The sequence below is a fragment of the Pseudomonas sp. Lb2C2 genome, from assembly GCF_052112205.1.
Lineage (GTDB): Bacteria > Pseudomonadota > Gammaproteobacteria > Pseudomonadales > Pseudomonadaceae > Aquipseudomonas > Aquipseudomonas kilonensis.
Window position 1 is genome coordinate 615,567 of the sequence record NZ_JAUTYW010000005.1, and the last position, 21,441, is coordinate 637,007.

At 60.7% G+C, this 21,441-nt stretch carries 24 protein-coding genes; 15 read left to right on the plus strand and 9 right to left on the minus strand.

Annotated elements, in window-relative coordinates:
- The first annotated feature begins 386 nt into the window (after positions 1-386).
- The gene (locus Q7F16_RS18210; RefSeq protein WP_409556149.1) at positions 387-1,154 is read left to right on the plus strand and encodes an N-acetylmuramoyl-L-alanine amidase; all 768 of its coding nucleotides are present in this window, start codon (positions 387-389) and stop codon (positions 1,152-1,154) included.
- 44 nt (positions 1,155-1,198) lie between these two features.
- Here the strand turns inward: Q7F16_RS18210 and Q7F16_RS18215 are convergent, their stop codons facing one another.
- The 4 genes from Q7F16_RS18215 to Q7F16_RS18230 form a co-directional block, all read right to left on the minus strand.
- Entirely contained in the window at positions 1,199-2,110 is a 912-nt protein-coding gene (locus tag Q7F16_RS18215; protein WP_079302608.1) for an SDR family oxidoreductase, read from the minus strand.
- Positions 2,111-2,436: 326 nt separating this feature from the next.
- The gene (locus Q7F16_RS18220) at positions 2,437-3,339 is read right to left on the minus strand and encodes an alpha/beta fold hydrolase (protein ID WP_053189839.1); all 903 of its coding nucleotides are present in this window, start codon (positions 3,337-3,339) and stop codon (positions 2,437-2,439) included.
- Entirely contained in the window at positions 3,339-4,121 is a 783-nt protein-coding gene (locus Q7F16_RS18225) for a class II aldolase/adducin family protein (protein WP_367860119.1), read from the minus strand. Before Q7F16_RS18225 ends, Q7F16_RS18220 begins: the two co-directional genes overlap by 1 nt.
- Before the next feature lie 137 nt (positions 4,122-4,258).
- A complete protein-coding gene (locus Q7F16_RS18230; protein ID WP_046063564.1) occupies positions 4,259-4,714 on the minus strand; it encodes a flavodoxin in 456 nt (151 codons plus the stop codon).
- A gap of 154 nt (positions 4,715-4,868) precedes the next feature.
- Between Q7F16_RS18230 and Q7F16_RS18235 the strand changes: the two genes are divergently transcribed.
- Positions 4,869-5,342 carry a PAS domain-containing protein gene (locus tag Q7F16_RS18235; RefSeq protein WP_079302610.1) on the plus strand — a complete coding sequence of 158 codons (474 nt, stop codon included), beginning with the start codon at positions 4,869-4,871 and terminating at the stop codon, positions 5,340-5,342.
- Positions 5,343-5,396: 54 nt separating this feature from the next.
- Positions 5,397-6,002 (plus strand): hypothetical protein, encoded by a 606-nt coding sequence (locus Q7F16_RS18240; protein WP_014340144.1) that lies wholly within the window; start codon positions 5,397-5,399, stop codon positions 6,000-6,002.
- 1 nt (position 6,003) lies between these two features.
- Here Q7F16_RS18240 and Q7F16_RS18245 read toward each other — a convergent pair whose 3' ends face one another.
- Positions 6,004-6,963 carry a MerR family transcriptional regulator gene (locus Q7F16_RS18245; protein ID WP_046063562.1) on the minus strand — a complete coding sequence of 320 codons (960 nt, stop codon included), beginning with the start codon at positions 6,961-6,963 and terminating at the stop codon, positions 6,004-6,006.
- A 220-nt stretch (positions 6,964-7,183) separates the two neighbouring features.
- Here Q7F16_RS18245 and Q7F16_RS18250 point away from each other — a divergent pair, with 220 nt between their 5' ends.
- From Q7F16_RS18250 to Q7F16_RS18280, 7 genes are all read left to right on the plus strand, one after another.
- Positions 7,184-7,744, plus strand: a complete 561-nt coding sequence (locus Q7F16_RS18250) for an antibiotic biosynthesis monooxygenase (protein ID WP_024616612.1) — start codon at positions 7,184-7,186, stop codon at positions 7,742-7,744.
- Between the two features lie 217 nt (positions 7,745-7,961).
- The gene (gene folM / locus Q7F16_RS18255; RefSeq protein ID WP_409556150.1) at positions 7,962-8,672 is read left to right on the plus strand and encodes a dihydromonapterin reductase; all 711 of its coding nucleotides are present in this window, start codon (positions 7,962-7,964) and stop codon (positions 8,670-8,672) included.
- A 20-nt stretch (positions 8,673-8,692) separates the two neighbouring features.
- Positions 8,693-9,253, plus strand: coding sequence for a GTP cyclohydrolase I FolE (folE, locus tag Q7F16_RS18260; protein ID WP_003205453.1), 561 nt, complete (start codon positions 8,693-8,695; stop codon positions 9,251-9,253).
- The gene (gene folX / locus Q7F16_RS18265; RefSeq protein WP_014340149.1) at positions 9,254-9,634 is read left to right on the plus strand and encodes a dihydroneopterin triphosphate 2'-epimerase; all 381 of its coding nucleotides are present in this window, start codon (positions 9,254-9,256) and stop codon (positions 9,632-9,634) included.
- Positions 9,635-9,731: 97 nt separating this feature from the next.
- Positions 9,732-10,028 carry a DUF1244 domain-containing protein gene (locus Q7F16_RS18270; protein WP_046063559.1) on the plus strand — a complete coding sequence of 99 codons (297 nt, stop codon included), beginning with the start codon at positions 9,732-9,734 and terminating at the stop codon, positions 10,026-10,028.
- Positions 10,021-10,359, plus strand: coding sequence for a HopJ type III effector protein (locus Q7F16_RS18275; protein WP_409556151.1), 339 nt, complete (start codon positions 10,021-10,023; stop codon positions 10,357-10,359). The genes Q7F16_RS18270 and Q7F16_RS18275 overlap by 8 nt, the downstream gene beginning before the upstream one ends.
- 272 nt (positions 10,360-10,631) lie before the next feature.
- Positions 10,632-11,882, plus strand: a complete 1,251-nt coding sequence (locus Q7F16_RS18280) for a 2-aminoadipate transaminase (protein ID WP_409556152.1) — start codon at positions 10,632-10,634, stop codon at positions 11,880-11,882.
- Positions 11,883-12,067: 185 nt separating this feature from the next.
- On the opposite strand, the gene trxB is transcribed toward Q7F16_RS18280, so the two are convergent.
- The gene (gene trxB, locus Q7F16_RS18285; protein ID WP_003205459.1) at positions 12,068-13,030 is read right to left on the minus strand and encodes a thioredoxin-disulfide reductase; all 963 of its coding nucleotides are present in this window, start codon (positions 13,028-13,030) and stop codon (positions 12,068-12,070) included.
- A gap of 311 nt (positions 13,031-13,341) precedes the next feature.
- Here trxB and cysZ point away from each other — a divergent pair, with 311 nt between their 5' ends.
- Both cysZ and Q7F16_RS18295 read left to right on the plus strand, forming a co-directional pair.
- Complete coding sequence (cysZ, locus tag Q7F16_RS18290; RefSeq protein ID WP_046063556.1) at positions 13,342-14,097, plus strand: sulfate transporter CysZ; 756 nt, start codon at positions 13,342-13,344, stop codon at positions 14,095-14,097.
- Between the two features lie 40 nt (positions 14,098-14,137).
- On the plus strand, positions 14,138-15,337 hold the full coding sequence (locus Q7F16_RS18295; protein ID WP_409556153.1) for a glycosyltransferase family 4 protein: 1,200 nt from the start codon (positions 14,138-14,140) through the stop codon (positions 15,335-15,337).
- A gap of 137 nt (positions 15,338-15,474) precedes the next feature.
- On the opposite strand, the gene Q7F16_RS18300 is transcribed toward Q7F16_RS18295, so the two are convergent.
- The 3 genes from Q7F16_RS18300 to Q7F16_RS18310 form a co-directional block, all read right to left on the minus strand.
- On the minus strand, positions 15,475-16,578 hold the full coding sequence (locus Q7F16_RS18300) for an NADH:flavin oxidoreductase (RefSeq protein WP_409556154.1): 1,104 nt from the start codon (positions 16,576-16,578) through the stop codon (positions 15,475-15,477).
- A gap of 259 nt (positions 16,579-16,837) precedes the next feature.
- The gene (locus Q7F16_RS18305) at positions 16,838-17,320 is read right to left on the minus strand and encodes a glutathione peroxidase (RefSeq protein WP_079302616.1); all 483 of its coding nucleotides are present in this window, start codon (positions 17,318-17,320) and stop codon (positions 16,838-16,840) included.
- Between the two features lie 121 nt (positions 17,321-17,441).
- Positions 17,442-17,927 carry an FKBP-type peptidyl-prolyl cis-trans isomerase gene (locus Q7F16_RS18310; RefSeq protein ID WP_003205467.1) on the minus strand — a complete coding sequence of 162 codons (486 nt, stop codon included), beginning with the start codon at positions 17,925-17,927 and terminating at the stop codon, positions 17,442-17,444.
- Here Q7F16_RS18310 and Q7F16_RS18315 point away from each other — a divergent pair.
- From Q7F16_RS18315 to Q7F16_RS18325, 3 genes are read left to right on the plus strand one after another with little or no spacing between them, the layout of a single operon-like run.
- Positions 17,896-18,234 carry a DUF3565 domain-containing protein gene (locus Q7F16_RS18315; RefSeq protein WP_409556155.1) on the plus strand — a complete coding sequence of 113 codons (339 nt, stop codon included), beginning with the start codon at positions 17,896-17,898 and terminating at the stop codon, positions 18,232-18,234. The two genes, Q7F16_RS18310 and Q7F16_RS18315, sit on opposite strands and share 32 nt — an antisense overlap.
- 56 nt (positions 18,235-18,290) lie before the next feature.
- Complete coding sequence (gene pta / locus Q7F16_RS18320) at positions 18,291-20,390, plus strand: phosphate acetyltransferase (protein ID WP_046063552.1); 2,100 nt, start codon at positions 18,291-18,293, stop codon at positions 20,388-20,390.
- Positions 20,391-21,299, plus strand: a complete 909-nt coding sequence (locus Q7F16_RS18325; protein WP_046063551.1) for an acyltransferase — start codon at positions 20,391-20,393, stop codon at positions 21,297-21,299.
- The last annotated feature ends 142 nt before the right edge of the window (positions 21,300-21,441 follow it).

Here is a 21,441-nt window from a genome sequence, read left to right on the forward strand (position 1 = left end):
TCAGGGCAGCGGGCCTGCAAGCACAAGCCTCATGGCATCCCTCATGCCTGGCACACCGTCTTCGGATGGATTGGTGTATCGGTCCATCATCCCGTGTTTACCGACGTTGGTTTGTAGCTCCTTTGCAACGTCACGCTTAGGCCGCTGCTTTTTGCAGCGGCCTTTTTTATGTGGTTTATTTTCCCCGGATGAGTTTTTCAGGCTGTTGTTTAGTTATCCAAGAATCGCTTCTACCTTCTTACTTCTATGAACAGTTAATTCCTAGACATCCAAATGCCTGCTCCTACAACAAAGCAGGAAACTCACTACAAGCCCATGAAAAATCCACTGATAGGCTGAAAGTCAGGCCCAGCATTCTGCTTCGACTTTAACTCAGTGAACTTTCCATGATGCCAATCAACTACAACAGCTATCGATCAAAAAAAGCCCACAACAGCCGAATTCGTTTCCTGGTTTTCCATTACACCGCGGCTAACTTCTCATCCTCCGCCAACGCGTTGACCGGCGCCTCCGTCAGCGCCCATTACCTGATTCCGGACATCACCGATCCCAGTTATCTGGACGCCGGTTTCAACGACCAGCAGATTTTCAACCTGGTGGACGAAAACCAGCGTGCCTGGCACGCCGGGGTGAGCAGTTGGGGTGGTCGAACCAATCTGAACGACACTTCGATTGGCATTGAAATCGTCAATCACGCCACCGATAACCAAGGGCAGTTCAGCTTCCCGCCGTATCAATCCCGGCAGATCGAGGCGATCGAAGTCCTGGCGCTGGACATCCTCAAGCGTTATCCCGATATCAGCCCCGTCAATGTGCTGGGTCATTCGGACATTGCCGCCGGCAGAAAAAGCGACCCGGGCCCGATGTTTCCCTGGCAGGCGTTGTACGCCAAAGGCATCGGCGCCTGGTCTGATGAGTCCACGCAGAAGGCGTACAGGGAGGTGTACCAAGGCAACGGATTGCCGACTCGTGAACAACAAATTGGGCTGTTCAAGAAGTATGGCTATGACACGTCGGCCGCCACGACAGACACAGGTTTTCAGCGCCTGGTGCGCGCCTTCCAGCTGCACTTCCGTCCGGCCAGATATGACGGAGTGATGGATATCGAAACCGCCGCGAACCTGGCGGCCCTGGTGCAAAAATATTTTCCATGAGCACGGTTACCGCAGCGGGCGACAACCGGCCCAGGTAATGAGGCTTAAATGGCGTGGCGTTGCAGGTTCTCCATCATTTCTTTCAAGGCTTCCAGATTGTCGTTCGGGTGTACCGCGTTCTCGAAGTCGCAGATCTGCTGCCAATGGGCGGCGACGTCTTCGGGCGAAAAACCTTGGCGCGGATCAAAGCCCGCCCCCAGGCTGCGCTCCCAGCGCACCTTGCCCATCCAGCCGCCGCCCACTTCGAACAAGCCGGAGGTTTCCTGGCAATTCTCACTGGCCAGGTACACCACCAACGGGCTGACGAGTTCGGGCTTGAGTTGTTCGAACACCTGCGGCGGGATCAGGCCTTCGGTCATGCGGGTGCCACCGGTAGGGGCGATGGCATTGACCAGGATGTTGTTCTTGCGGCCTTCGATGGCCAGGGTCCGAGTCAAACCATAGAGGCCGAGCTTGGCCATGCCGTAGTTGGATTGGCCGAAGTTGCCGTAGATGCCCGAGGTGGAAGCGGTGAAGATCACCCGCCCGTAGTTTTGCTCACGCAGGTGCGGCCACGCGGCCCGGGTGACCTTGTAGGCGCCCTCGACGTGGACGCGGTAGACCAGGTCCCAATCGGCGTCGTCCATTTTGTGGAACGTCTTGTCCCGCAGGATCCCGGCGTTGTTGACCACCACATCGACGCGACCGAACGCGTCGAGGGCATTTTGTACCAGCTTGTCGCCGTCGGTCACCGAGTCGTGGTTGGCCTCGGCGATGCCGCCCGCCTCGCGGATTTCGGCGACCACCCGGTCTGCTGCCGAGGCGTTGGCCCCTTCCCCTTGGGCCGAGCCGCCAAGGTCGTTGACCAGCACTTTCGCGCCTTGCTTGGCGAACAGCAGCGCATGGGCGCGTCCCAGGCCACCGCCGGCTCCCGTGACGATCACGACTTTATCTTCGAAGCGCACAGACTCACTCATGGCAGAACTCCAGCAGGCGATAGGACGATGGGCACGAGTGTCCGGCACAAGTCTGCCGGTCACAATCAACACGGTTGCAAGTGAATGGTGACCGATAAGGTGAGGGGATGATGCAGGCCCAAGCCACAGCGGCATATTCGATTTTCCTGCTGGCAGAGGCACCGCTATCGCGAGCAGGCTCGCTCCCACAGGGGGATTTTTGTCGCCCACAAACTCTGTATTCACAATCGATCTACTGTGGGAGCGAGCGATAGCGGTCTTTCAGTCAGGATAGATGCTGGATGTGCTGACGCCTTCGCGAGCAAGCTCGCTCCCACAAGGTATCGTCATGAACAGGCCATTTGTCTGTGCGGCGCGGCGATGGCTTCGCGAAACGCCAGGTAATGCTTGAGCACCTGCACGGGTGCCTCGATGTGCGGGTAATGACCGATATCGGGCAACAACACCGTGTCAGGGTTTGGGATCAGGGCCTCGTAGCGCGCCACCATGTGTTCACCGGAAATCGGGTCGAGCGCGCCGTCGATCACCCGCAACGGCACGTCGCCGCGCTGCATCGCCTGCACCCAGCGATCACGCTGCACACGGCGTTCGGGAATATAGGCGATGAGCTTGTGCATGATCCTCGGACCGTGATGGGCTTGCACCAGGCTCCAGAAATCATCCAACTCGCTTTCAGTGGGGGTGGTCCTGGGGCCGAAAATCTGCCGAAAGCTGCTGACCAGGCTTTCCCGGGAGAACGCCCGCCCCAACAGCCACCCCAGAGGGCTGAGCAAGAGTTTCTGGGCCCAGACCGGGCGGTGAGTTTCCGGGAACAGGCCGCCATTGAGAAAGACGCAACTGGCGAGATGGATGCGCGCTTCGTAATGCCGCGCCAGCAGTTCCTGGGCCACGCTGTCGCCGTAATCGTGGGCCAACACATGCAGCGCGCCCCGCACATTCAGGTGCGCCAGCAAGGCCTGCTGCAAATCGGCTTGCTCCAGCAGGCTGTAGACGTGATCCGTCGGTTTGGCGGAGTCGCCGAAACCGAGCATGTCACACGCGATCACCCGGTAGCGTTGCGCCAACGGTTGCCACAGGTAATGCCAATCCCAACTGGCAGTGGGGAAACCGTGGATCAGCAGCAGCGGCTCGCCCTGCCCCGCCACCCAGTAACGAATGGCATGGCCACGGAACATGAAGATCTGGCTGCGCTGGCGCCAGATACGCAGGGGAATCTGGGCCAGGGCCATCAACTTCTATACCCGGCATCTTGTTGATCAAGCTTGCGCAATAACGCCGGCCAGGCCAACGCGCCGCCCATGCCCTGGGCGCTTTTGGTCACCCCGGCGATCATCGCCCGGGCGCCAGCCAGGATCTGCGGCTCGATGGCAATCAGTTCGGCCCCGCCGCTCTGCGCCAGGACCTGGATGTCACAGGCCCGTTGAAAGGTGAACATCATCAGGAAGGTATCGGCGATCGTCCCGCCGCAGGTCAGCAAGCCATGGTTATGCAGCATCAGGAAGTTGCTCTCGCCCAGGTCCGCCTGCAAGCGAGCCTTTTCTTCGTGATTCAAGGCCACCCCTTCGTAGGCGTGATAGGCCAGGCTCGACAGCACGAACAGCGATTGCTGGCTGATCGGCAGCACCCCCTGCTTCTGGGCCGATACCGCCACGCCAGCGGCGGTGTGGGTGTGCAGCACACAGGCCACATCATGGCGCACCTCATGCACCGCGCTGTGGATGGTGTAGCCGGCCGGGTTGATCTCGTAGGGACTGTCCATCAACTTGTTGCCGGCCTGATCGACCTTGACCAGGCTCGAGGCGGTGATTTCATGGAACATCATCCCGAACGGGTTGATCAGGAAATCCTCGGTACCGGGAACCTTTGCGGAAATATGGGTGAAGATCAGGTCATCCCAGCCATGCAGCGCGACAAGCCGATAACAGGCGGCAAGGTCCACGCGGGTTTGCCATTCGGCCGCACTGACCTGATCCTTGATGCTGAGTGTCGTTTGGATGGGCGCTACGCTCACGGCTCTGACCTCCTGGTTTCTTGTTATAGGTTTCGATCGAAACTTCGTACGCAAGAAAATCAGTCTAGTCAGCTCTTTCAGGGGCGGTAGTTGCATTGGCAGCCAGCTTACTGGCCGAACGAGTCAGCGCATCCGCTTCAAGGGCGCAACGTGTCGATCAACTCAGCGAGCCATGGCTCGGCGTCGGTTTCCGGTGTGACACTCTCGCTGGCATCCAGGCGCAGCATCGGCAGCACCTCGCGCACGCCCAATTCGGCGAACAGCTCGCACATCTGCTCGCCGCCGGCGCAGAAGGTATCCCCATAGCTGGCGTCGCCCAGGCCGATCACCGCGCCAGGCAAACCGCGAAAGAACCCTGGCAACTGGTCGCGGATGACCGAATACAACGGCATCAAATTGTCCGGCAACTCACCCATGCCGGTGGTGGAAGTCACTGCCAGCAGGGCCTCTGGTGCGAATGCCTGCACATCCGCCAGGGTCGCACGCGGGTCGTGCCAAGCTTCAAAGCCTGCCTCGCGAAGCAGTTTGGCGGCGTGCCGGGCGACTTCTTCGGCGGTGCCATACACCGAGCCGGAAAGGATGGCGACTTTCATCAATCTGATCCTGAACCTGAAAAAAGAGCCAGGATAGTAACAGTTGCACCTGCCAGGCTGCGAATGGCTCTCGACAACCCTAATGGCCAGTGGACAGCCTATCGATTTCTTTTAGAATGCTGCTCCAACAAGGACGTTTCAAAGGGCTCTCTCCATGATCAACGCTCAACTGATGCAACTGGTCATCAATGCTTCGAACGACGGGATTGTCATCGCCGAAAAAGAAGGCGAAGACAATATCCTGATCTACGTGAACCCGGCCTTCGAACGATTGACCGGTTATCACCGTGACGAAATCCTTTATCAGGATTGCCGGTTCCTGCAATCGGGTGATCGGGACCAGGCCTCGCTGGAGCCCATCCGCCAGGCCTTGAAAGAGGGCGGCGCCTGTCGTGAGGTGCTGCGCAACTACCGCAAGGACGGCACGCCGTTCTGGAATGAGTTGTCCTTGTCCACGGTAAAAAACCAGGCTGACGGGCATACCTATTTCGTGGGTGTGCAAAAAGACGTCACGACCCAGGTCAAGGCTCAACAACGCGTCGCCCAGCTGGAAAAGGAGCTGGCCGAAGCGCGGGAGACAATTGCCCGGCTCGAAGCGACGAACGGTTCAAACAAAACCACGAATTAATGGTCAGTCACTACAATCACCAGTGAACACGTAAATTATCATTTCGAGCAGATCATGCAGCGCGATGCCCTCCTGACGCAGGATGAACTGGATTTCATCCGGACCATGCAACACAACCCGCAGTTGAACGAGCGGGATGTCACGTCGAGCTTGCTGGTAAACGGTGGGTCGCAGATCCGTGACTTGCTGACACGTCTGGCGGCAAATGAGCAGGTTACGCTGCAAGCCAATTTCGAAAACCAGCAAATGACCTTTCCGCTGCATCTGGTGGAAGACGAATTCCATGCGATGCACCTGCGCCTGGGTGTGCCAAGCATCTACGAGGACGGACCGAAGATACGCCCCTGGCGCCTGACGCTCGAAGAGCCGGTGGCGCTGGAAAATATCAAGGGTCAACCGGGACCGCTGTGGGTCCACGAAGTCTCCTGCAAAGGCGTATTGCTGGAGAACCGCAGTCGGACCAAACCGCCAAAGCAGTTTGCCTTGTGGTTCAGCCCATCAGGCTACGAGAGAATTTCGTTGCGAGGCACCTTCGAACGGGAAACCGATCGCGGCCTGTTTGCCTACCACCTGAGCCAGAATGACCAGGACGAGACGGAGCGCCTGCGCCAGTACATCCTGCAGCAACATCGCCTGACCCATCCGACCATGCACCTCTGATTTAGGTATCCAGGTTGCCTGCCAGAAATTGACGCAGGCGCTGGCGCATCACTGTCCCCTCACTCCCCAGACAACCGATCGACGATCCAACCAGGCTCTCCTGTGCCAGATCGGATGCTTCACCGGCCAGCATCAACGGGCAATCCAGGCTCATTGCCAACTTCCCCAAGCGTTTAGGTAGATCGGCCGCTGGCGCATGATTGGAAACCAGCACCAATGCCACCGGCTGGATCTTCTGGCACACCAGGGTCAGTTCCTCGAACGGCAGGCCGATCGACAACAGCCTGACGCCCACTTCCGCCTTTGACAGGAGCAGCCCTGTAACCAGCAACTCCAGTTCATGGCAATGATCGGCAATCGCGCAGACCAGGACACGCGGCGACGCACCTTCGCGCTTGAGCAAAAGCCGCTGGATGATGCGCGAACGCAGGAAACCATCGAGAAACACCCATTCGCTGGCTTGCCCGAAAGCCTGCTGGCGTTGCAATAGCTGTCGCCAAAGCGGCATCAGGATGTCCTGGAAGACGATTGGCACGGTATAGGTGGAAAAGACCTGCCCGTAGACGCGATCCAACTCCACATCGTCAAAGTTGCTAACCGCATCCGCCACCTGCTGTTGCCAGCGAGCATGATCGGCCCTGATCAGATCGGATGAAATCAGCGTGGAGACCGGTTGCACCGACTCGGTCTTCGCCAGGATCTTTCCCACTTTGCTGACGGCCACCCCGCGCTCTATCCACGCCAGGATGCTGCGCACCTTTTCAATATCGCCCAACGAATACAGACGATGCCCGCTTTCGGTGCGGGTGGGCTGGATCAAACCGTAGCGCCGCTCCCAGGCGCGCAGGGTCACGGGGTTAACGCCGGTCATGCGCGCGACTTCGCGAATGGGAAACAGGTCTTCCCGCTTCAAGGCACCTGATGCCTGGAAAACGAAGCCATCCTCTGTGATTACACTCATTTTGGCAGACAATTCCGGCTGGCAAATTGGATCCTAGTTTACCCCTCCCAGGACATGTCATGACAAGGATAAACGTACTCGGTGTGCGGTTTTGTTGTTTTACGCACAATCAGGAATAATCCTTGCCTGTTTTTTGGCGACCAGACGCTACCCACCACCCCGGGGCGTCCCCAGCGAACCTCCTACCCGGAGTGCCGCGCCTGTCTTTCGGAGATACATAATGTCTACCTCACCCGTCACCCTGATGGTCGCCCGCCGCGTCGCCAATGGACGCTATCAGGATCTGATCGCCTGGTTGCGCGAAGGCGAACAACTGGCAACCGACTTTCCCGGCTACCTGGGTTCGGGCGTGCTCGCACCACCGCCCGAGGACGATGAATTCCAGATCATCTTCCGTTTTGCCGACGAGCAGACGCTGCACGCCTGGGAACACTCGGCCTCCCGCACGGCCTGGCTGGGACGGGGCAGCGATCTGTTTGCCCATCCCTCCGAACACCGGGTGCGTGGCATCGATGGCTGGTTCGGCGCAGTCGGTCAGCGTCCGCCACGTTGGAAACAGGCCGTGGCCATCTGGCTGGCGTTTTTTCCCGTCTCGCTGTTGTTCAATTTCCTCTTGGGGCCGCTGCTGAGCGAACTGGGCCTGTTGAGCCGGGTGTTCATCAGCACGCTGATCCTGACGCCACTGATGGTCTACCTGTTTATCCCGATGTCGACCCATCTGCTGGCGAACTGGCTCAACGGCGCGCCACAGCGAACGTTGCCGGCTACGCAGAATCATTGATGTCGCCAGCTTCAACATTGATCCCCGTGGGAGCCTCAAACCTGTGGGAGCGAGCTTGCTCGCGATGAGGCAGGTACATCCACACCAGGTATTGCCTGTCAGTCCGCTATCGCGAGCAAGCTCGCTCCCACAGGGAAGCTCTGGATTCACCTTTGGACATAGGAGGCGCCCCGCGTCGCTGTTATAGTTTTGCTCTTGCCGTGAACCGAGCCGTCCTATGTCCAGCGCCACCGCTCCGATCCTGATCACTGGCGCAGCCCAGCGCGTCGGCCTGCATTGCGCCCGGCGATTGCTGGAAGACGGGCAACCGGTGATCGCGACCTATCGCACCGAACGCCCAGGCGTGCAAACGTTGCGGGACCTGGGCGCGGTCATGCTGTTTGCCGACTTCTCCAGCGAAGCGGGGATCCTGGCCTTTATCGAACAACTCAAGCAGCACACCGACCGGCTGCGGGCCATCGTGCACAACGCCTCGGCCTGGCTGGCCGAGGGCCCAGGCAGCGAAGCCGCGGCCTTCAACGCCATGTTCGGCGTGCACATGCTTGCGCCCTACCTGATCAACCTGCACTGCGCCGAGCTGCTGCAGCGTTCAGCCCCGGCGGATATCGTGCACATCAGCGATGATGTGACCCGCAAGGGCAGCGCCCGGCATATCGCCTATTGCGCCACCAAGGCTGGCCTGGAAAGTCTTACCCTGTCGTTCGCGGCGAAGTTCGCCCCGGCGATCAAGGTCAACGGCATCGCCCCAGCCCTGCTACTGTTCAACCCCGAAGACGACGCGGCTTACCGCGCCAAGGCCCTGGCCAAGTCCGCGCTGGGCATCGAACCCGGCAGCGAAGTGATCTACCAGAGCCTGCGTTATCTGCTGGACAACCCTTATGTCACCGGCACGACCCTGACCGTCAACGGCGGGCGGCACGTCAAATAGCTTTGTTTCGAGGATGCACCATGACGCTATCCCTGCCCCAGAACTACCGCGAGATCCTTATAGGCCTGGGGGAAAACCCCGAACGCGAGGGTCTGCTCGATACCCCGGTCCGTGCCGCCAAGGCCATGCAGTACCTCTGCCATGGCTATGAACAAAGCGTCGAGCAGATCGTCAATGGCGCGCTGTTCGCCTCTGACAGCGATGAAATGGTGATCGTCGCCGACATCGAACTTTATTCACTCTGCGAGCATCACCTGTTGCCCTTCATTGGCAAGGCCCATGTGGCTTATATTCCTACGGGCAAGGTCCTGGGGCTGTCGAAGATCGCCCGGCTGGTGGACATGTTCGCCCGCCGCCTGCAAATCCAGGAGAACCTGACCCGGCAAATCGCCGACGCGGTGCAGCAGGTCACCCAGGCCGCTGGCGTGGCGGTGGTGATCGAGGCCCAGCACATGTGCATGATGATGCGCGGTGTCGAAAAACAGAACTCGACCATGAACACCTCGGTGATGCTCGGCGCTTTTCGCGATTCCAGCACCACGCGCCAGGAGTTCCTGCAATTGATTCGACGGAGCAATTAAATGCCACAACTTCAGCCAGCCATGGCACGCATCAAGGTCAAGGACCTGCGCCTGCGCACCTTCATCGGCATCAACGAGGATGAAATCCTCAACAAGCAGGATGTGTTGATCAACCTGACCATCCTCTACGCCGCCCAGGAAGCAGTACGCGACAACGACATCGACCACGCGCTGAACTACCGCACCATCACCAAGGCGATCATCGCCCACGTGGAAGGCAACCGCTTCGCCCTGCTCGAACGCCTGACCCAGGAATTGCTCGACCTGGTCATGGCCAACGAATCGGTGCTGTACGCCGAAGTCGAAGTCGACAAGCCCCACGCCTTGCGATTTGCCGAGTCAGTGTCGATTACCCTTGCGGCAAGCCGGGCGGCTTCGTAGCCGCTACACGCGTCAAGCGGTAAACTTCAAGCCTGATCAACGCCATCCAATTTGCAGCTCGAAGCCCGCCGCTTGTCGCTGCCCGTCAGGGAACACCATGAACGACCAACAACGCCTCGAACTCGAAGCCGCCGCTTTCCGTCGGCTGGTTGCCCACCTGGACAGCCGCAAGGATGTGCAGAACATCGACCTGATGAACCTCTCCGGTTTCTGCCGCAACTGCCTGTCCAAGTGGTACAAGGCCGCCGCCGATGAGCGCCAGATCGAGGTCAGCCTCGACGACGCCCGCGAAGTGGTCTACGGCATGCCGTACGCCGAGTGGAAAGCCCAATACCAGAAAGAAGCCAGCGCCGAACAACAGGCGGCGTTCGCCAAAGGAAAACCCGATGCCTGATCTCAATTCCCTGCGTATCCGCCTCAAGAGTGGCGAACATGCCTTCGCCGACACCCTGGCCTTCATCGCCGCCGGTTACGACTACCAGCCCCAGGCCTTCAACAACGGTGGCGTGCAAAACGCCGCCGGGCAGAACGAAGGTTCGTGCAAGACCCTGGGCCTGGCGCTGCTCGAAGGCTTGAGCGATGAAGAAGCGCTCCTGGCGTTCGGCGAACATTACCGTTCGGTGCTGGCCACACCCGAAGGCAGCGATCACGGCAATATCCGCGCGCTGATGGCCCATGGGCTGGCCGGTGTGACGTTCGAGGCACAGCCGCTGCAGCGGCGCTGATCCACAAATTCTTGCAGCCCTCTTCTGTGGCGAGGGCATTCATCTGTGGGAGCATGGCTTGCCCGCGATGGGCGCGCCGAGGTTTAACAGCCGAACCGCGTTATCGTTCATCGCGGGCAAGCCATGCTCCCACAGGTCTTCCTCCCGCAAATAAATCCTTCCGCCCCACATCCCGACTTTTAAGATTGACCCGGCAACTTTATTTCGTTTGCCGGGCCCCTCTGCTCGCGGCTTAGATAACGGAAATTTCTCCATTGTCCGAGCCGTCATCCATGAGCAGCGAAACCATCAGCCAATCGATCTCCATCGTGCATCCCGTCAGCCTCAGCCACGGCAAGAATGCCGAGGTTTGGGACACCGACGGTAAACGCTACATCGATTTCGTCGGCGGCATCGGTGTGTTGAACCTCGGCCATTGCCATCCGCGCATTGTCGAGGCAATCCGTGAACAGGCCACCCGGCTGACGCACTACGCATTCAATGCCGCGCCCCACGCCCCCTACATTGAATTGATGGAACGCCTGGCGGCGTTTGTCCCGGTGGATTATCCGGTCAGCGGCATGCTCACCAACAGTGGCGCCGAAGCGGCGGAGAACGCCTTGAAGATCGTACGCGGCGCCACGGGCCGTACCGCCGTGATCGCGTTTGATGGCGCCTTTCACGGCCGCACCCTGGCGACCCTCAACCTCAACGGCAAGGTCGCGCCTTACAAACAGAAGGTTGGCGTACTGCCCGGACCGGTGTATCACCTGCCGTACCCCAGCAAGGACAACGGCGTCACCGGCGAAGAAGCCTTGAAGGCCATGGAGCGGCTGTTCAGCGTCGAGATCGACGTGAATGATGTGGCCTGTTTCATTGTCGAGCCGGTGCAGGGCGAGGCCGGCTTCCTGGCGATGGACGCGCCCTTCGCCCAGGCCCTGCGACAGTTCTGCGACGACAAGGGGATTGTACTGATCGCCGATGAGATCCAGTCCGGCTTCGGCCGCACCGGCCAGCGCTTTGCCTTCTCGCGACTGGGCATCGAGCCCGACCTGATTTTGCTGGGTAAAAGCATTGCCGGCGGCGTGCCCTTGGGTGCGGTGGTGGGACGCAAGGCGCTGCTGGACAATCTGCCCAAGGGCGGCCTCGGTGGCACCTACTCGGGCAATCCCATCGCCTGCGCCGCCGCCCTGGCGACCCTGGATGAAATGACCGACGCCAACCTGCACGCCTGGGGCTCACAACAGGAGGAGGCGATCGTCAGCCGCTACCAATCCTGGCGCAGCCGTGGGCTGACGCCCTATCTGGGCCGCCTGACCGGTATCGGCGCGATGCGCGGTATCGAGCTGACCCACGCCGACGGCACCCCAGCCTCGGCACAACTGACGCAACTGCTGGCCCTGGCGCTGGAATCGGGTTTGCTGCTGATGCCCAGCGGAAAATCGCGGCACATCGTTCGATTGCTGGCGCCGTTGACGACCGAGCCGGCCGTGTTGGAGGAAGGCTTGGATATCCTGGAGGCGTGCTTGGCGAAGCTGGCCTGAACACGGTCCTCCTGACCGCACAGAACCCTGTGGGAGCGAGCTTGCTCGCGATAGCGTCAGGTCAGCCAACATCGATGTTGACTGATACACCGCCATCGCGAGCAAGCTCGCTCCCACAGGGGTTCAGCAGCAGGTATCCAGGCATGAAAAAACCGGCCGAAGCCGGTTTTTTTGTACCCGAGGAATCAGAACGAAGCGTTCTGCAGGCCATCCAGGTAGCGCTCGGTGTCCAGGGCTGCCATGCAACCGGCACCGGCCGAGGTGATCGCCTGGCGGTAGACGTGGTCGGCCACGTCGCCGGCCGCGAAGATACCTTCGACGCTGGTGGCAGTGGCGTTGCCGTCGCGGCCGCCCTTGACCACCAGGTAGCCGTCCTTGAGTTCCAGTTGGCCTTCGAACAGCGAGGTGTTCGGGGTGTGGCCGATGGCGATGAAGACGCCGTCAACCTTGATCTCGTCGAAGCTGCCGTCGTTGTTCTTCAGGCGGGCACCGGTCACGCCCATGTTGTCGCCCAGCACTTCGTCCAGGGTCGCGTTGAGCTTGAGGATGATCTTGCCTTCGGCGACGCGGGCATTGAGCTTGTCGATCAGGATCTTCTCGGCGCGGAAAGTCTCGCGACGGTGGATCAGGGTGACCGTGCTGGCGATGTTGGCCAGGTACAGCGCTTCCTCGACCGCGGTGTTGCCGCCGCCGACCACCGCCACTGGCTTGTTGCGGTAGAAGAAACCGTCGCAGGTGGCGCAGGCGGAAACACCTTTGCCCATGAAGGCTTCTTCCGACGGCAGGCCCAGGTAACGAGCGCTGGCGCCGGTAGCAATGATCAAGGCATCGCAGGTGTAGGTCGCGCTGTCGCCGGTCAGGGTGTATGGCTTGGCGGCGAAATCCACGGCATTGATGTGGTCGAAAACGATCTCGGTCTCGAAGCGCTCGGCGTGTTCCTTCATGCGCTCCATCAAGGCCGGGCCGGTCAGGCCATGGACGTCGCCCGGCCAGTTGTCGACTTCGGTGGTGGTGGTCAATTGGCCGCCGGCCTGCATGCCGGTGATCAGCAGTGGCTTGAGGTTGGCACGGGCCGCATAAACCGCAGCGCTGTAACCGGCAGGGCCGGAACCGAGAATAATCACTCGCGAATGACGCACTTCAGACATGACCTGCTCCTGTTGACCGGACCTTGCGGGCCGGAACGCCGGGTGAGCGGCGCGAATAAAAAAGGACCGTTGACGCACTTGGGGAAGGCTTGGGTTCGACAGTCCTGGAAAAGAATGGGTGCAGCGTATCGAGGGAGCGAAGATTAAGGAAATACGGTTTAACAATCCAGCTCATAGGTGAGCTCTATCCCCAGCGGTCCTTTCAATAGGCGTCTTCGCCTCAAGAAACGTTGTTACACGCCATGTCGCCGCTTTCCCGGGCAGGGCAAAGCCGGTAAGGTCGGCGCGTTCACCTTCGCTCGGAGTCACCTATGCCCGCCCCCGTCCTGTCCGGCCCGCAATATTTGCGAGAAGGCCTCAAGCTGGTCTTGAGCCCGGGCCTGCGCCTCTTCGTACTCTTGCCCCTGGCGATCAACCTGGTGCTGTTCGTCGGATTGATTTACCTGGCCGGCCATCAGTTCAGCCTGTGGGTCGATACGCTGATGCCGTCGCTGCCAGACTGGCTCAGTTTCCTCAGCTATGTGCTCTGGCCACTGTTCGTGGTGCTCGTCGTGCTGATGGTGTTTTTCACCTTCACCATGCTCGCCAACGTCATCGCCGCACCGTTCAACGGCTTTCTCGCGGAAAAAGTCGAAGTGGTCATCCGTGGCACCGACGACTTCCCGGCCTTCAGTTGGGCCGAGTTGATCGCCATGGTCCCGCGGACCCTCGGCCGGGAAGCACGCAAGCTCGGCTATTTCCTGCCCCGTGCCCTGGGGCTGTTCGTGCTGTCGTTCATCCCCGTGGTCAATCTGGTGGCGGCACCGCTGTGGCTGCTGTTCGGCGTGTGGATGATGGCAATCCAGTACATCGACTACCCGGCGGACAACCACAAGCTGGGCTGGAACGAGATGCTCGCCTGGCTGCGGGAAAAACGCTGGCAGAGCCTGGGCTTTGGCGGCAGCGTGTACCTGGTGCTGCTGATCCCGGTGGTGAACATCCTGATGATGCCGGCAGCGGTGGCCGGGGCGACGTTGTTCTGGGTCCGTGAGCAAGGCGCCGAGACCGCGTTGGCCCGTCAGGGCTGAGCCGGTCACAAATCCATCATCTTGTCGTCACAATGACGAAATGGCCCCGGTCGACACTGGGGTCATGACCACACCTCTGCACATTACCCTGATCACCGAAACCTTCCCGCCGGAAATCAATGGCGTGGCCAATACCCTGGGCCGCCTGTACGACGGCTTGCGCGCCCGTGGGCATCAAGTCGAGCTGATACGGCCGCGCCAGGTCGACGACCAACGCCAGGCCGGTGACGAGCAGTTGCTGCTGTGCCGGGGCTGGCCGCTACCGGGCTATCCGGGTTTGCAGTGGGGCCAGGCGTCCATGCATAAACTGCTCAGGCGCTGGAAACGCCAGCGTCCGGACGTGCTGTACATCGCCACAGAAGGACCGCTGGGTCTGTCGGCACTGCGCGCGGCCCGACGCCTGGGCATCTCGGTAGTCAGCGGCTTCCACACCAATTTCCAGCAATACACCCAACAGTACGGCCTCGGGCTGTTGAGTCGCGTGCTCACCCATTACCTGCGCTGGTTTCACAACCGCTCCAACCTGACCCTGGTGCCCAGCGTCAGCCAGCGCCTGGAACTGGAGCGACGACATTTCGAGCGCGTGGCGCTGCTGTCGCGCGGCGTGGACAGCCAGCTGTTTCATCCGGTCAAGCGCTCGGCGAGCCTGCGTGAGGCGTGGGGCCTGGGCGACGATGACATCGCCGTGATCCACGTCGGACGCCTGGCTCCGGAGAAAAACCTCGGGCTGCTCAAGCGCAGTTTCGCCACGCTGTGCAGCGCTTTCCCAGGGCGACGGATGAAACTGGTGGTGATCGGCGACGGCCCGCAGCGCTCCGCGCTGGAACAGGAACTGCCCGAAGCGATCTTTTGTGGCTCGCAACGCGGCGAGGCGCTGGCCAGCCATTATGCGTCCGGGGATGTGTTTGTCTTTCCGAGCCTGACCGAAACCTTCGGCAATGTGGTGTTGGAAGCGCTGGCGTCCGGGCTGGGTGTGGTGGCCTACGATCAGGCTGCGGCGGCGCAACATATTCGCCACGGCTACAACGGCGTGCTGGCAATGCCAGGGGACGAGGACGCGTTCTGCGATGCCGCCCGTTGGCTACTGGAAGAGCGCGAGACCTTGCGTTGCGTGAGGCTCAATGCGCGCCAGCATGCCAGTCGCCAGGGCTGGGCGTCGGTGATCGAGCAGTTCGAGGCGCAGTTGCGAGGGGTTTGTGTGGGTGAGCAGGTGATGCCTGCTGCGCCGACGGTGCGCTGAATCTTCAGAGAAGCTGAGGCCGCCATCGCGAGCAAGCTCGCTCCCACATTCGGTCCCCAGGGAACACATATCTTGTGTTCAACCCAGATCCACTGTGGGAGCGAGCTTGCTCGCGATGGCGTCGAATCAGCCGCCGCTTAAACCAGGGTCATCAACGCCTCGCGACTGAACGGCAAGATCTCCTGCTCCCGCCCTTCACGGACTTTCTGCGCCCAGTCCGGATCCACCAGCAGCGCACGCCCCACCGCCACCAGGTCGAACTCGTCGTTGTTCAAGCGCTCCAGCAGTTTCTCCAGGCTGGCCGGTTGCGCGACTTTGTCGGTGTTGACCATGAACTGCAGGAACTCGCCATCCAGGCCGACGCTGCCGACGGTGATGGTCGGTTTGCCGGTGAGCTTGCGGGTCCAGCCGGCCAGGTTCAGCTCGGAGCCTTCGAACTCCGGCTCCCAAAAGCGCCGTGTCGAGCAGTGGAAAATATCCACGCCGGCGTCAGACAATGGCTTGAGGAATTCTCCCAGGGCTTCAGGGGTCTGCACCAGACGCGCGGTGTAGTCCTGCTGTTTCCATTGGGAGAAGCGGAAAATGATCGGGAAACCTTCGCCCACCGCCGCGCGCACGGCACGGATCAATTCGATCGCAAAGCGCGAGCGGTTGGCCAGGCTGCCGCCGTAACCGTCGGTGCGCTGGTTGCTGCCTTCCCAGAAGAACTGGTCCACCAGGTAGCCGTGGGCGCCGTGGATTTCCACTCCGTCCATGCCGATGCTTTGTGCGTCTTTTGCCGCCTGGGCGAACGCGGCGATGACGTCGTCAATGTCCGCCTGGGTCATGCCGTGGACCACCACCTGGCCGTCCTTGAGTTTTTCGCTCGGGCCATAGCCCGGCACGCTGGCGTCCGGCTCGGTGCCGATGCGTCGCACACTGCCCACATGCCAAAGCTGTGGAACGATCTTGCCGCCTTCGGCGTGTACCGCATCAACCACGTTCTTCCAGCCGGCCAGAGCGGCGTCGCCATAGAAATGCGGCACGTTCGGGTAGCCGTTGGAGGCCTTGTGCCCAACCGTCGTGCCCTCGGTGATGATCAGGCCGACCCCGGCCGCCGCACGGCGACGGTAATACTCGATGACCTTGGCATTGGGCACACCGCCCGGCGAAAAGGAACGGGTCATTGGCGCCATCACCACCCGGGTCGGCAACTCGAGCGCGCCGAGGTGGAAAGGTTTGAACAGGGCTTTTGCAGGCATGAGGCACTCCACGGGACGAAGTCACAGGTCGGATATGACGACGATAATATGGAGCATGGTAAGCGCTGGGTAGCACTATTGATTTGAATGATTAAGGATCAAAAGGGAGTGATGCGTACCGCAGCCTCGAGCACGCCCCTGTGGCGAGGGAGCTTGCTCCCGCTCGGTTGCGCAGCAACCGCAAAAAAACCAGGGCCGCTTCGCAGCCCAGCGGGAGCAAGCTCCCTCGCCACAAAGGGATCGCTACAAATTCTTGGGATCAAGCCAGCGCTTTTTCGATCGCCTGGATCACGGCAGGATCATCCGGCGCCGTACGCGGTGAGAAACGCGCCAGGACCCGACCGTCCTTGCCGAGCAGGAATTTTTCGAAGTTCCAGGTAATGTCCCCGGGAAACTCGGCCCCCTCGCCCGCCAGCAGGCGGTACAACTGGTGACGCTCATGACCGTTCACGTCCAGCTTGCTGGACAGCGGGAAGGTCACGCCATAGTTGAGGCTGCAAAAATCCTGGATTTCCTGCTCGGTCCCCGGCTCTTGCCCGGCGAACTGATTGCAGGGCAGGCCCAGTACGCTGAACCCCTTGGCCTTGTATTGCTGATAAAGATTTTCCAGCGCCGCGTACTGAGGTGTCAGGCCACATTTGGAGGCGACGTTGACCACCAGCACGACTTGCCCCTTGAACGGCGCCAGAGCAAGCTCCTGACCATCCAGGGCTTTGAGTTTAAGGTCGTGGAAAGCACTCATGACGAACTCCAGGTTTGCGGATCTTTTCGAAACAGCCATGGTTGATGCTAACAGCAACCGACTAAAAAGGCGCCGTATGGCGCCTTTCCAGTTCACTGGTCATTTGAGCGTAGCGCACAAATCAGTGGTGATGGCCGCCTTCGCCATGGACGTGACCATGGGCAATTTCTTCTTGGCTGGCGTCACGAATGTCGACGATCTTGACCTTGAAGTTCAAGCGCTGGCCGGCCAACGGGTGGTTGCCGTCAACGGTGACGTCGTCGCCTTCCAGGTCGCGGATGGTGACGATCTGCATCTGGCCATCGGGGGCAGAAGCGTGGAACTGCATGCCCACTTCCAGCTCATCGACGCCTTCGAACATGCTGCGGCTCAGGGTGCTGACCAGTTCGGCGGAGTATTCACCGTAAGCGTCTTCCGGCTCGACGGTAACGTTCAGGTCGTCACCGACCGTTTTGCCTTCCAGGGCTTTTTCCAAGCCCTGGATGATGTTGCCTGCGCCATGCAGGTAGACCAGCGGAGCGCCGCCGGCAGAGCTGTCGATGACCTCACCAGCGTCGTTGGTCAGGGTATAGTCGATGGAGACAGCCTTATTGGCGGCGATCAGCATGGGGCGAGACCTTTTGCATAAGAATGAAGAACGGACAAGTCTAAACAAGGATTTGCCCGAAAGCGAACGGAACCCGGACAAACGGGCCTGTTCGAACAGACCGACGGTCACCGGTTTCTATCAGGACGAGGACGGGCACTGGGTGGCCGAGCTGTCCTGTGGCCATACCCAGCATCTGCGCCACCAGCCGCCATGGCAGTCCCGCGCCTGGGTGCTGGACCCGGCGCAACGTATTGAAAAAATAGGCCAGCCCTTTGATTGCGGCTGGTGCGCTCAAGGCCCGGTTAGCGATAACCTTGGCAACTGAATTGTGGGTAGATGACCAGTCATAGGTCACGCCATCGGCCCCCCTAGAGAATCCGCATGCAAACTTTTTTTATCGCGCCCACCGATTTTGGTGTGGGCCTGACCTCCATCAGCCTCGGGCTGGTGCGTACCCTTGAACGGGCCGGGCTGAAAGTCGGCTTTTTCAAACCCATTGCCCAACCTCACCCCGGCGACACCGGGCCGGAACGTTCCACCGAACTGGTGGCCCGCACCCATGGCCTCAAGCCGCCGCAGCCCCTGGGCCTGGCGCACGTCGAGCGCATGCTCGGCGACGGCCAGCTTGATGAGCTGCTGGAAGAAATCATCACCCTTTACCAGCAAGCGGCCATCGGCAAGGACGTGCTGGTCGTCGAAGGCATGGTCCCGACCCGCAATGCCAGCTACGCCGCCCGGGTCAACCTGCACCTGGCCAAGAGCCTGGACGCCGAGGTCATCCTGGTGTCGGCGCCGGAAAACGAAGTACTGACCGAACTGTCTGGCCGGGTAGAGTTGCAGGCGCAGTTGTTTGGCGGCCCGAAGGACCCGAAAGTTCTCGGGGTGATCCTGAACAAGGTCCGCACCGACGAAAGCATGGAGGCGTTTTCCGCACGGCTCAAGGAGCACTCGCCCTTGCTGCGCAGCGGCGATTTCCGCCTGCTCGGTTGCATCCCGTTTCGCCCCGAACTCAACGCCCCGCGCACCCGCGACGTGGCCGACCTGATGGGCGCGCAGGTGCTCAATGCCGGCGACTACGAAACCCGGCGCATGAGCAACATCATCATTTGCGCCCGCACCATGCGCAACACCGTGGAACTGCTCAAACCCGGCGTGCTGGTGGTGACCCCCGGCGATCGTGACGACATCATCCTCGCCGTGAGCCTGGCGGCGATCAACGGCGTGCCACTGGCCGGCCTGCTGTTGACCAGCGACACCCTGCCCGACCCGCGCATCATGGATTTGTGTCGCGGCGCCTTGCAGGCGGGGTTGCCGGTGCTGTCGGTGAGCACCGGCTCCTATGACACTGCCAACCTGCTCAACGGTTTGAACAAGGAAATCCCCATTGATGACCGCGAACGTGCGGAGATCATCACCGATTTTGTCGCCAGTCATCTGGACGCCAGATGGCTGCACCAGCGCTGCGGCACGCCACGGGAAATGCGCCTGTCGCCAGCGGTGTTCCGCTATCAGTTGATCCAACGCGCCCAGGCCGCCAACAAACGCATTGTGCTGCCCGAAGGCAGCGAACCGTTGACCGTCCAGGCCGCCGCCATTTGCCAGGCCCGGGGCATTGCCCGCTGCGTGTTGCTGGCAAAACCGGCCGACGTCGAGGCAGTGGCCCGCGCCCAAGGTATCGAACTGCCACCGGGCCTGGAGATTCTCGATCCGGATTCGATTCGCGAGCGTTATGTCGAACCGATGGTGAGGTTGCGCAAGAGCAAAAGCCTGAACGCGCCGATGGCCGAGCAGCAACTGGAAGACACCGTGGTCATCGGCACCATGATGCTGGCCCTGGATGAAGTGGACGGGCTGGTATCCGGGGTCATCCATTCCACCGCCAACACCATCCGCCCGGCGCTGCAACTGATCAAGACCGCGCCAGGATGCTCGCTGGTGTCCTCGGTGTTTTTCATGCTGTTTCCCGAAGAAGTGCTGGTCTACGGCGACTGCGTGATGAACCCGCACCCCAGCGCTGCGGAACTGGCGGAAATCGCCCTGCAAAGTGCCGACTCGGCCGCCGCGTTCGGCATCACGCCGCGAGTGGCGATGCTCAGCTACTCCAGCGGTGAATCGGCCAGTGGCGAAGAAGTGGAAAAAGTTCGCGAAGCCACCCTGCTGGCCCACGAGGCCCAGCACGGCCTGTTGATCGATGGTCCGTTGCAATACGACGCCGCCGCCAACGAAACCGTGGCACGGCAATTGGCGCCCAACAGCCAGGTGGCCGGCCGGGCGACGGTGTTCATCTTCCCGGACCTCAACACCGGCAACACCACCCACAAGGCCGTGCAGCGCAGCGCCGATTGCGTCAGCCTCGGGCCGATGCTGCAAGGCTTGCGCAAACCGGTAAATGACTTGCCCCGCGGCGCCCAGGTCGACGACATCGTGTACACCATCGCCCTGACCGCGATCCAAGCCGCCAACCGACCTTTGGACATTTAAATGCTGGACTTCTTGCCTGCCCCCTTGCGCGGCGTCATTGCCTCGCTGCTGTTGGCGCTGAACACCATCGCCTGCTGCACGCCGCTGTTCATCGTGGCGATTTTCAAGCTGTTGCTGCCCTTCCCCACCGCCCAGCGCTTCACCGACTGGCTGATGGGGCACATCCACGAGGCCTGGATCAGCAACAACAAGGCCTGGATGAACCTGCTGCGTCGTACCCGCTGGCACCTCAGCGGCCTGGAGGGCCTGGACTACCAGCATTCGTACCTGATCACCAGCAACCACCAGAGCTGGGTCGACATCATGGTGTTGCAGTACGTGCTGAACCGACGCATCCGGCCGTTGAAGTTCTTTCTCAAGCAGGAACTGATCTGGGTGCCGGTGATCGGCCTGGCCTGGTGGGCGCTGGGCTTCCCGTTCATGAAGCGCTACTCCAAGGCTTACCTGGAAAAACACCCGGAAAAGAAAGGCAAGGACTTGGAAACCACCCGCAAGACCTGCGCGAAGTTTCGCGACAACCCTGTGGGCATTTTCAACTTCGTCGAAGGCACGCGCTTCACCGACAGCAAGCATGCCCAGCAGCAGTCACCGTTTCGCTACCTGCTCAAGCCCAAGGCCGGCGGCATCGCGTTTGTACTGGATGCCATGGGTGAGCAACTGGAATCGATCATCAACGTGACCATTCATTATCCGGGCGGTCGTCCGGGGTATTGGGATTTGCTCTGCGGCAACGTTGGAGAGGTGGTGGTGCATTTCCAGGAACTGAAGATCCCAGCGCAGTTCATTGGCAAGAACTACGACCAGGACGGCGTGTATCGCCTGGAGTTCCAGGGCTGGATCAACCAGTTGTGGCAGGACAAGGATGCGTTGCTTGCGCAGATGCATCGGGAGTATCCCTGCAAGTCTTGAGGCGCCTGTACTGGCCTCATCGCGAGCAAGCTCGCTCCCACATTTGCTCCACCGCTGACCATTGTGGGAGCGAGCTTGCTCGCGATAGCGTCCTTCAAGACAACAAAAAGCCCGCAGATGATCACTCATCTGCGGGCTTTTT

Excerpts from the sequence above, each read along its gene's own strand:
- Q7F16_RS18210 (WP_409556149.1), top strand. The coding sequence starts at position 387 with ATGATGCCAATCAACTACAACAGCTATCGATCAAAAAAAGCCCACAAC.
- Q7F16_RS18215 (WP_079302608.1), bottom strand. The coding sequence starts at position 2,110 with ATGAGTGAGTCTGTGCGCTTCGAAGATAAAGTCGTGATCGTCACGGGA.
- Q7F16_RS18220 (WP_053189839.1), bottom strand. The coding sequence starts at position 3,339 with ATGGCCCTGGCCCAGATTCCCCTGCGTATCTGGCGCCAGCGCAGCCAG.
- Q7F16_RS18230 (WP_046063564.1), bottom strand. The coding sequence starts at position 4,714 with ATGAAAGTCGCCATCCTTTCCGGCTCGGTGTATGGCACCGCCGAAGAA.
- Q7F16_RS18235 (WP_079302610.1), top strand. The coding sequence starts at position 4,869 with ATGATCAACGCTCAACTGATGCAACTGGTCATCAATGCTTCGAACGAC.
- Q7F16_RS18240 (WP_014340144.1), top strand. The coding sequence starts at position 5,397 with ATGCAGCGCGATGCCCTCCTGACGCAGGATGAACTGGATTTCATCCGG.
- Q7F16_RS18245 (WP_046063562.1), bottom strand. The coding sequence starts at position 6,963 with ATGAGTGTAATCACAGAGGATGGCTTCGTTTTCCAGGCATCAGGTGCC.
- Q7F16_RS18250 (WP_024616612.1), top strand. The coding sequence starts at position 7,184 with ATGTCTACCTCACCCGTCACCCTGATGGTCGCCCGCCGCGTCGCCAAT.
- folM (WP_409556150.1), top strand. The coding sequence starts at position 7,962 with ATGTCCAGCGCCACCGCTCCGATCCTGATCACTGGCGCAGCCCAGCGC.
- folE (WP_003205453.1), top strand. The coding sequence starts at position 8,693 with ATGACGCTATCCCTGCCCCAGAACTACCGCGAGATCCTTATAGGCCTG.
- folX (WP_014340149.1), top strand. The coding sequence starts at position 9,254 with ATGCCACAACTTCAGCCAGCCATGGCACGCATCAAGGTCAAGGACCTG.
- Q7F16_RS18270 (WP_046063559.1), top strand. The coding sequence starts at position 9,732 with ATGAACGACCAACAACGCCTCGAACTCGAAGCCGCCGCTTTCCGTCGG.
- Q7F16_RS18275 (WP_409556151.1), top strand. The coding sequence starts at position 10,021 with ATGCCTGATCTCAATTCCCTGCGTATCCGCCTCAAGAGTGGCGAACAT.
- Q7F16_RS18280 (WP_409556152.1), top strand. The coding sequence starts at position 10,632 with ATGAGCAGCGAAACCATCAGCCAATCGATCTCCATCGTGCATCCCGTC.
- trxB (WP_003205459.1), bottom strand. The coding sequence starts at position 13,030 with ATGTCTGAAGTGCGTCATTCGCGAGTGATTATTCTCGGTTCCGGCCCT.
- cysZ (WP_046063556.1), top strand. The coding sequence starts at position 13,342 with ATGCCCGCCCCCGTCCTGTCCGGCCCGCAATATTTGCGAGAAGGCCTC.
- Q7F16_RS18295 (WP_409556153.1), top strand. The coding sequence starts at position 14,138 with ATGGCCCCGGTCGACACTGGGGTCATGACCACACCTCTGCACATTACC.
- Q7F16_RS18300 (WP_409556154.1), bottom strand. The coding sequence starts at position 16,578 with ATGCCTGCAAAAGCCCTGTTCAAACCTTTCCACCTCGGCGCGCTCGAG.
- Q7F16_RS18305 (WP_079302616.1), bottom strand. The coding sequence starts at position 17,320 with ATGAGTGCTTTCCACGACCTTAAACTCAAAGCCCTGGATGGTCAGGAG.
- Q7F16_RS18315 (WP_409556155.1), top strand. The coding sequence starts at position 17,896 with ATGGAGACAGCCTTATTGGCGGCGATCAGCATGGGGCGAGACCTTTTG.
- Q7F16_RS18310 (WP_003205467.1), bottom strand. The coding sequence starts at position 17,927 with ATGCTGATCGCCGCCAATAAGGCTGTCTCCATCGACTATACCCTGACC.
- pta (WP_046063552.1), top strand. The coding sequence starts at position 18,291 with ATGCAAACTTTTTTTATCGCGCCCACCGATTTTGGTGTGGGCCTGACC.
- Q7F16_RS18325 (WP_046063551.1), top strand. The coding sequence starts at position 20,391 with ATGCTGGACTTCTTGCCTGCCCCCTTGCGCGGCGTCATTGCCTCGCTG.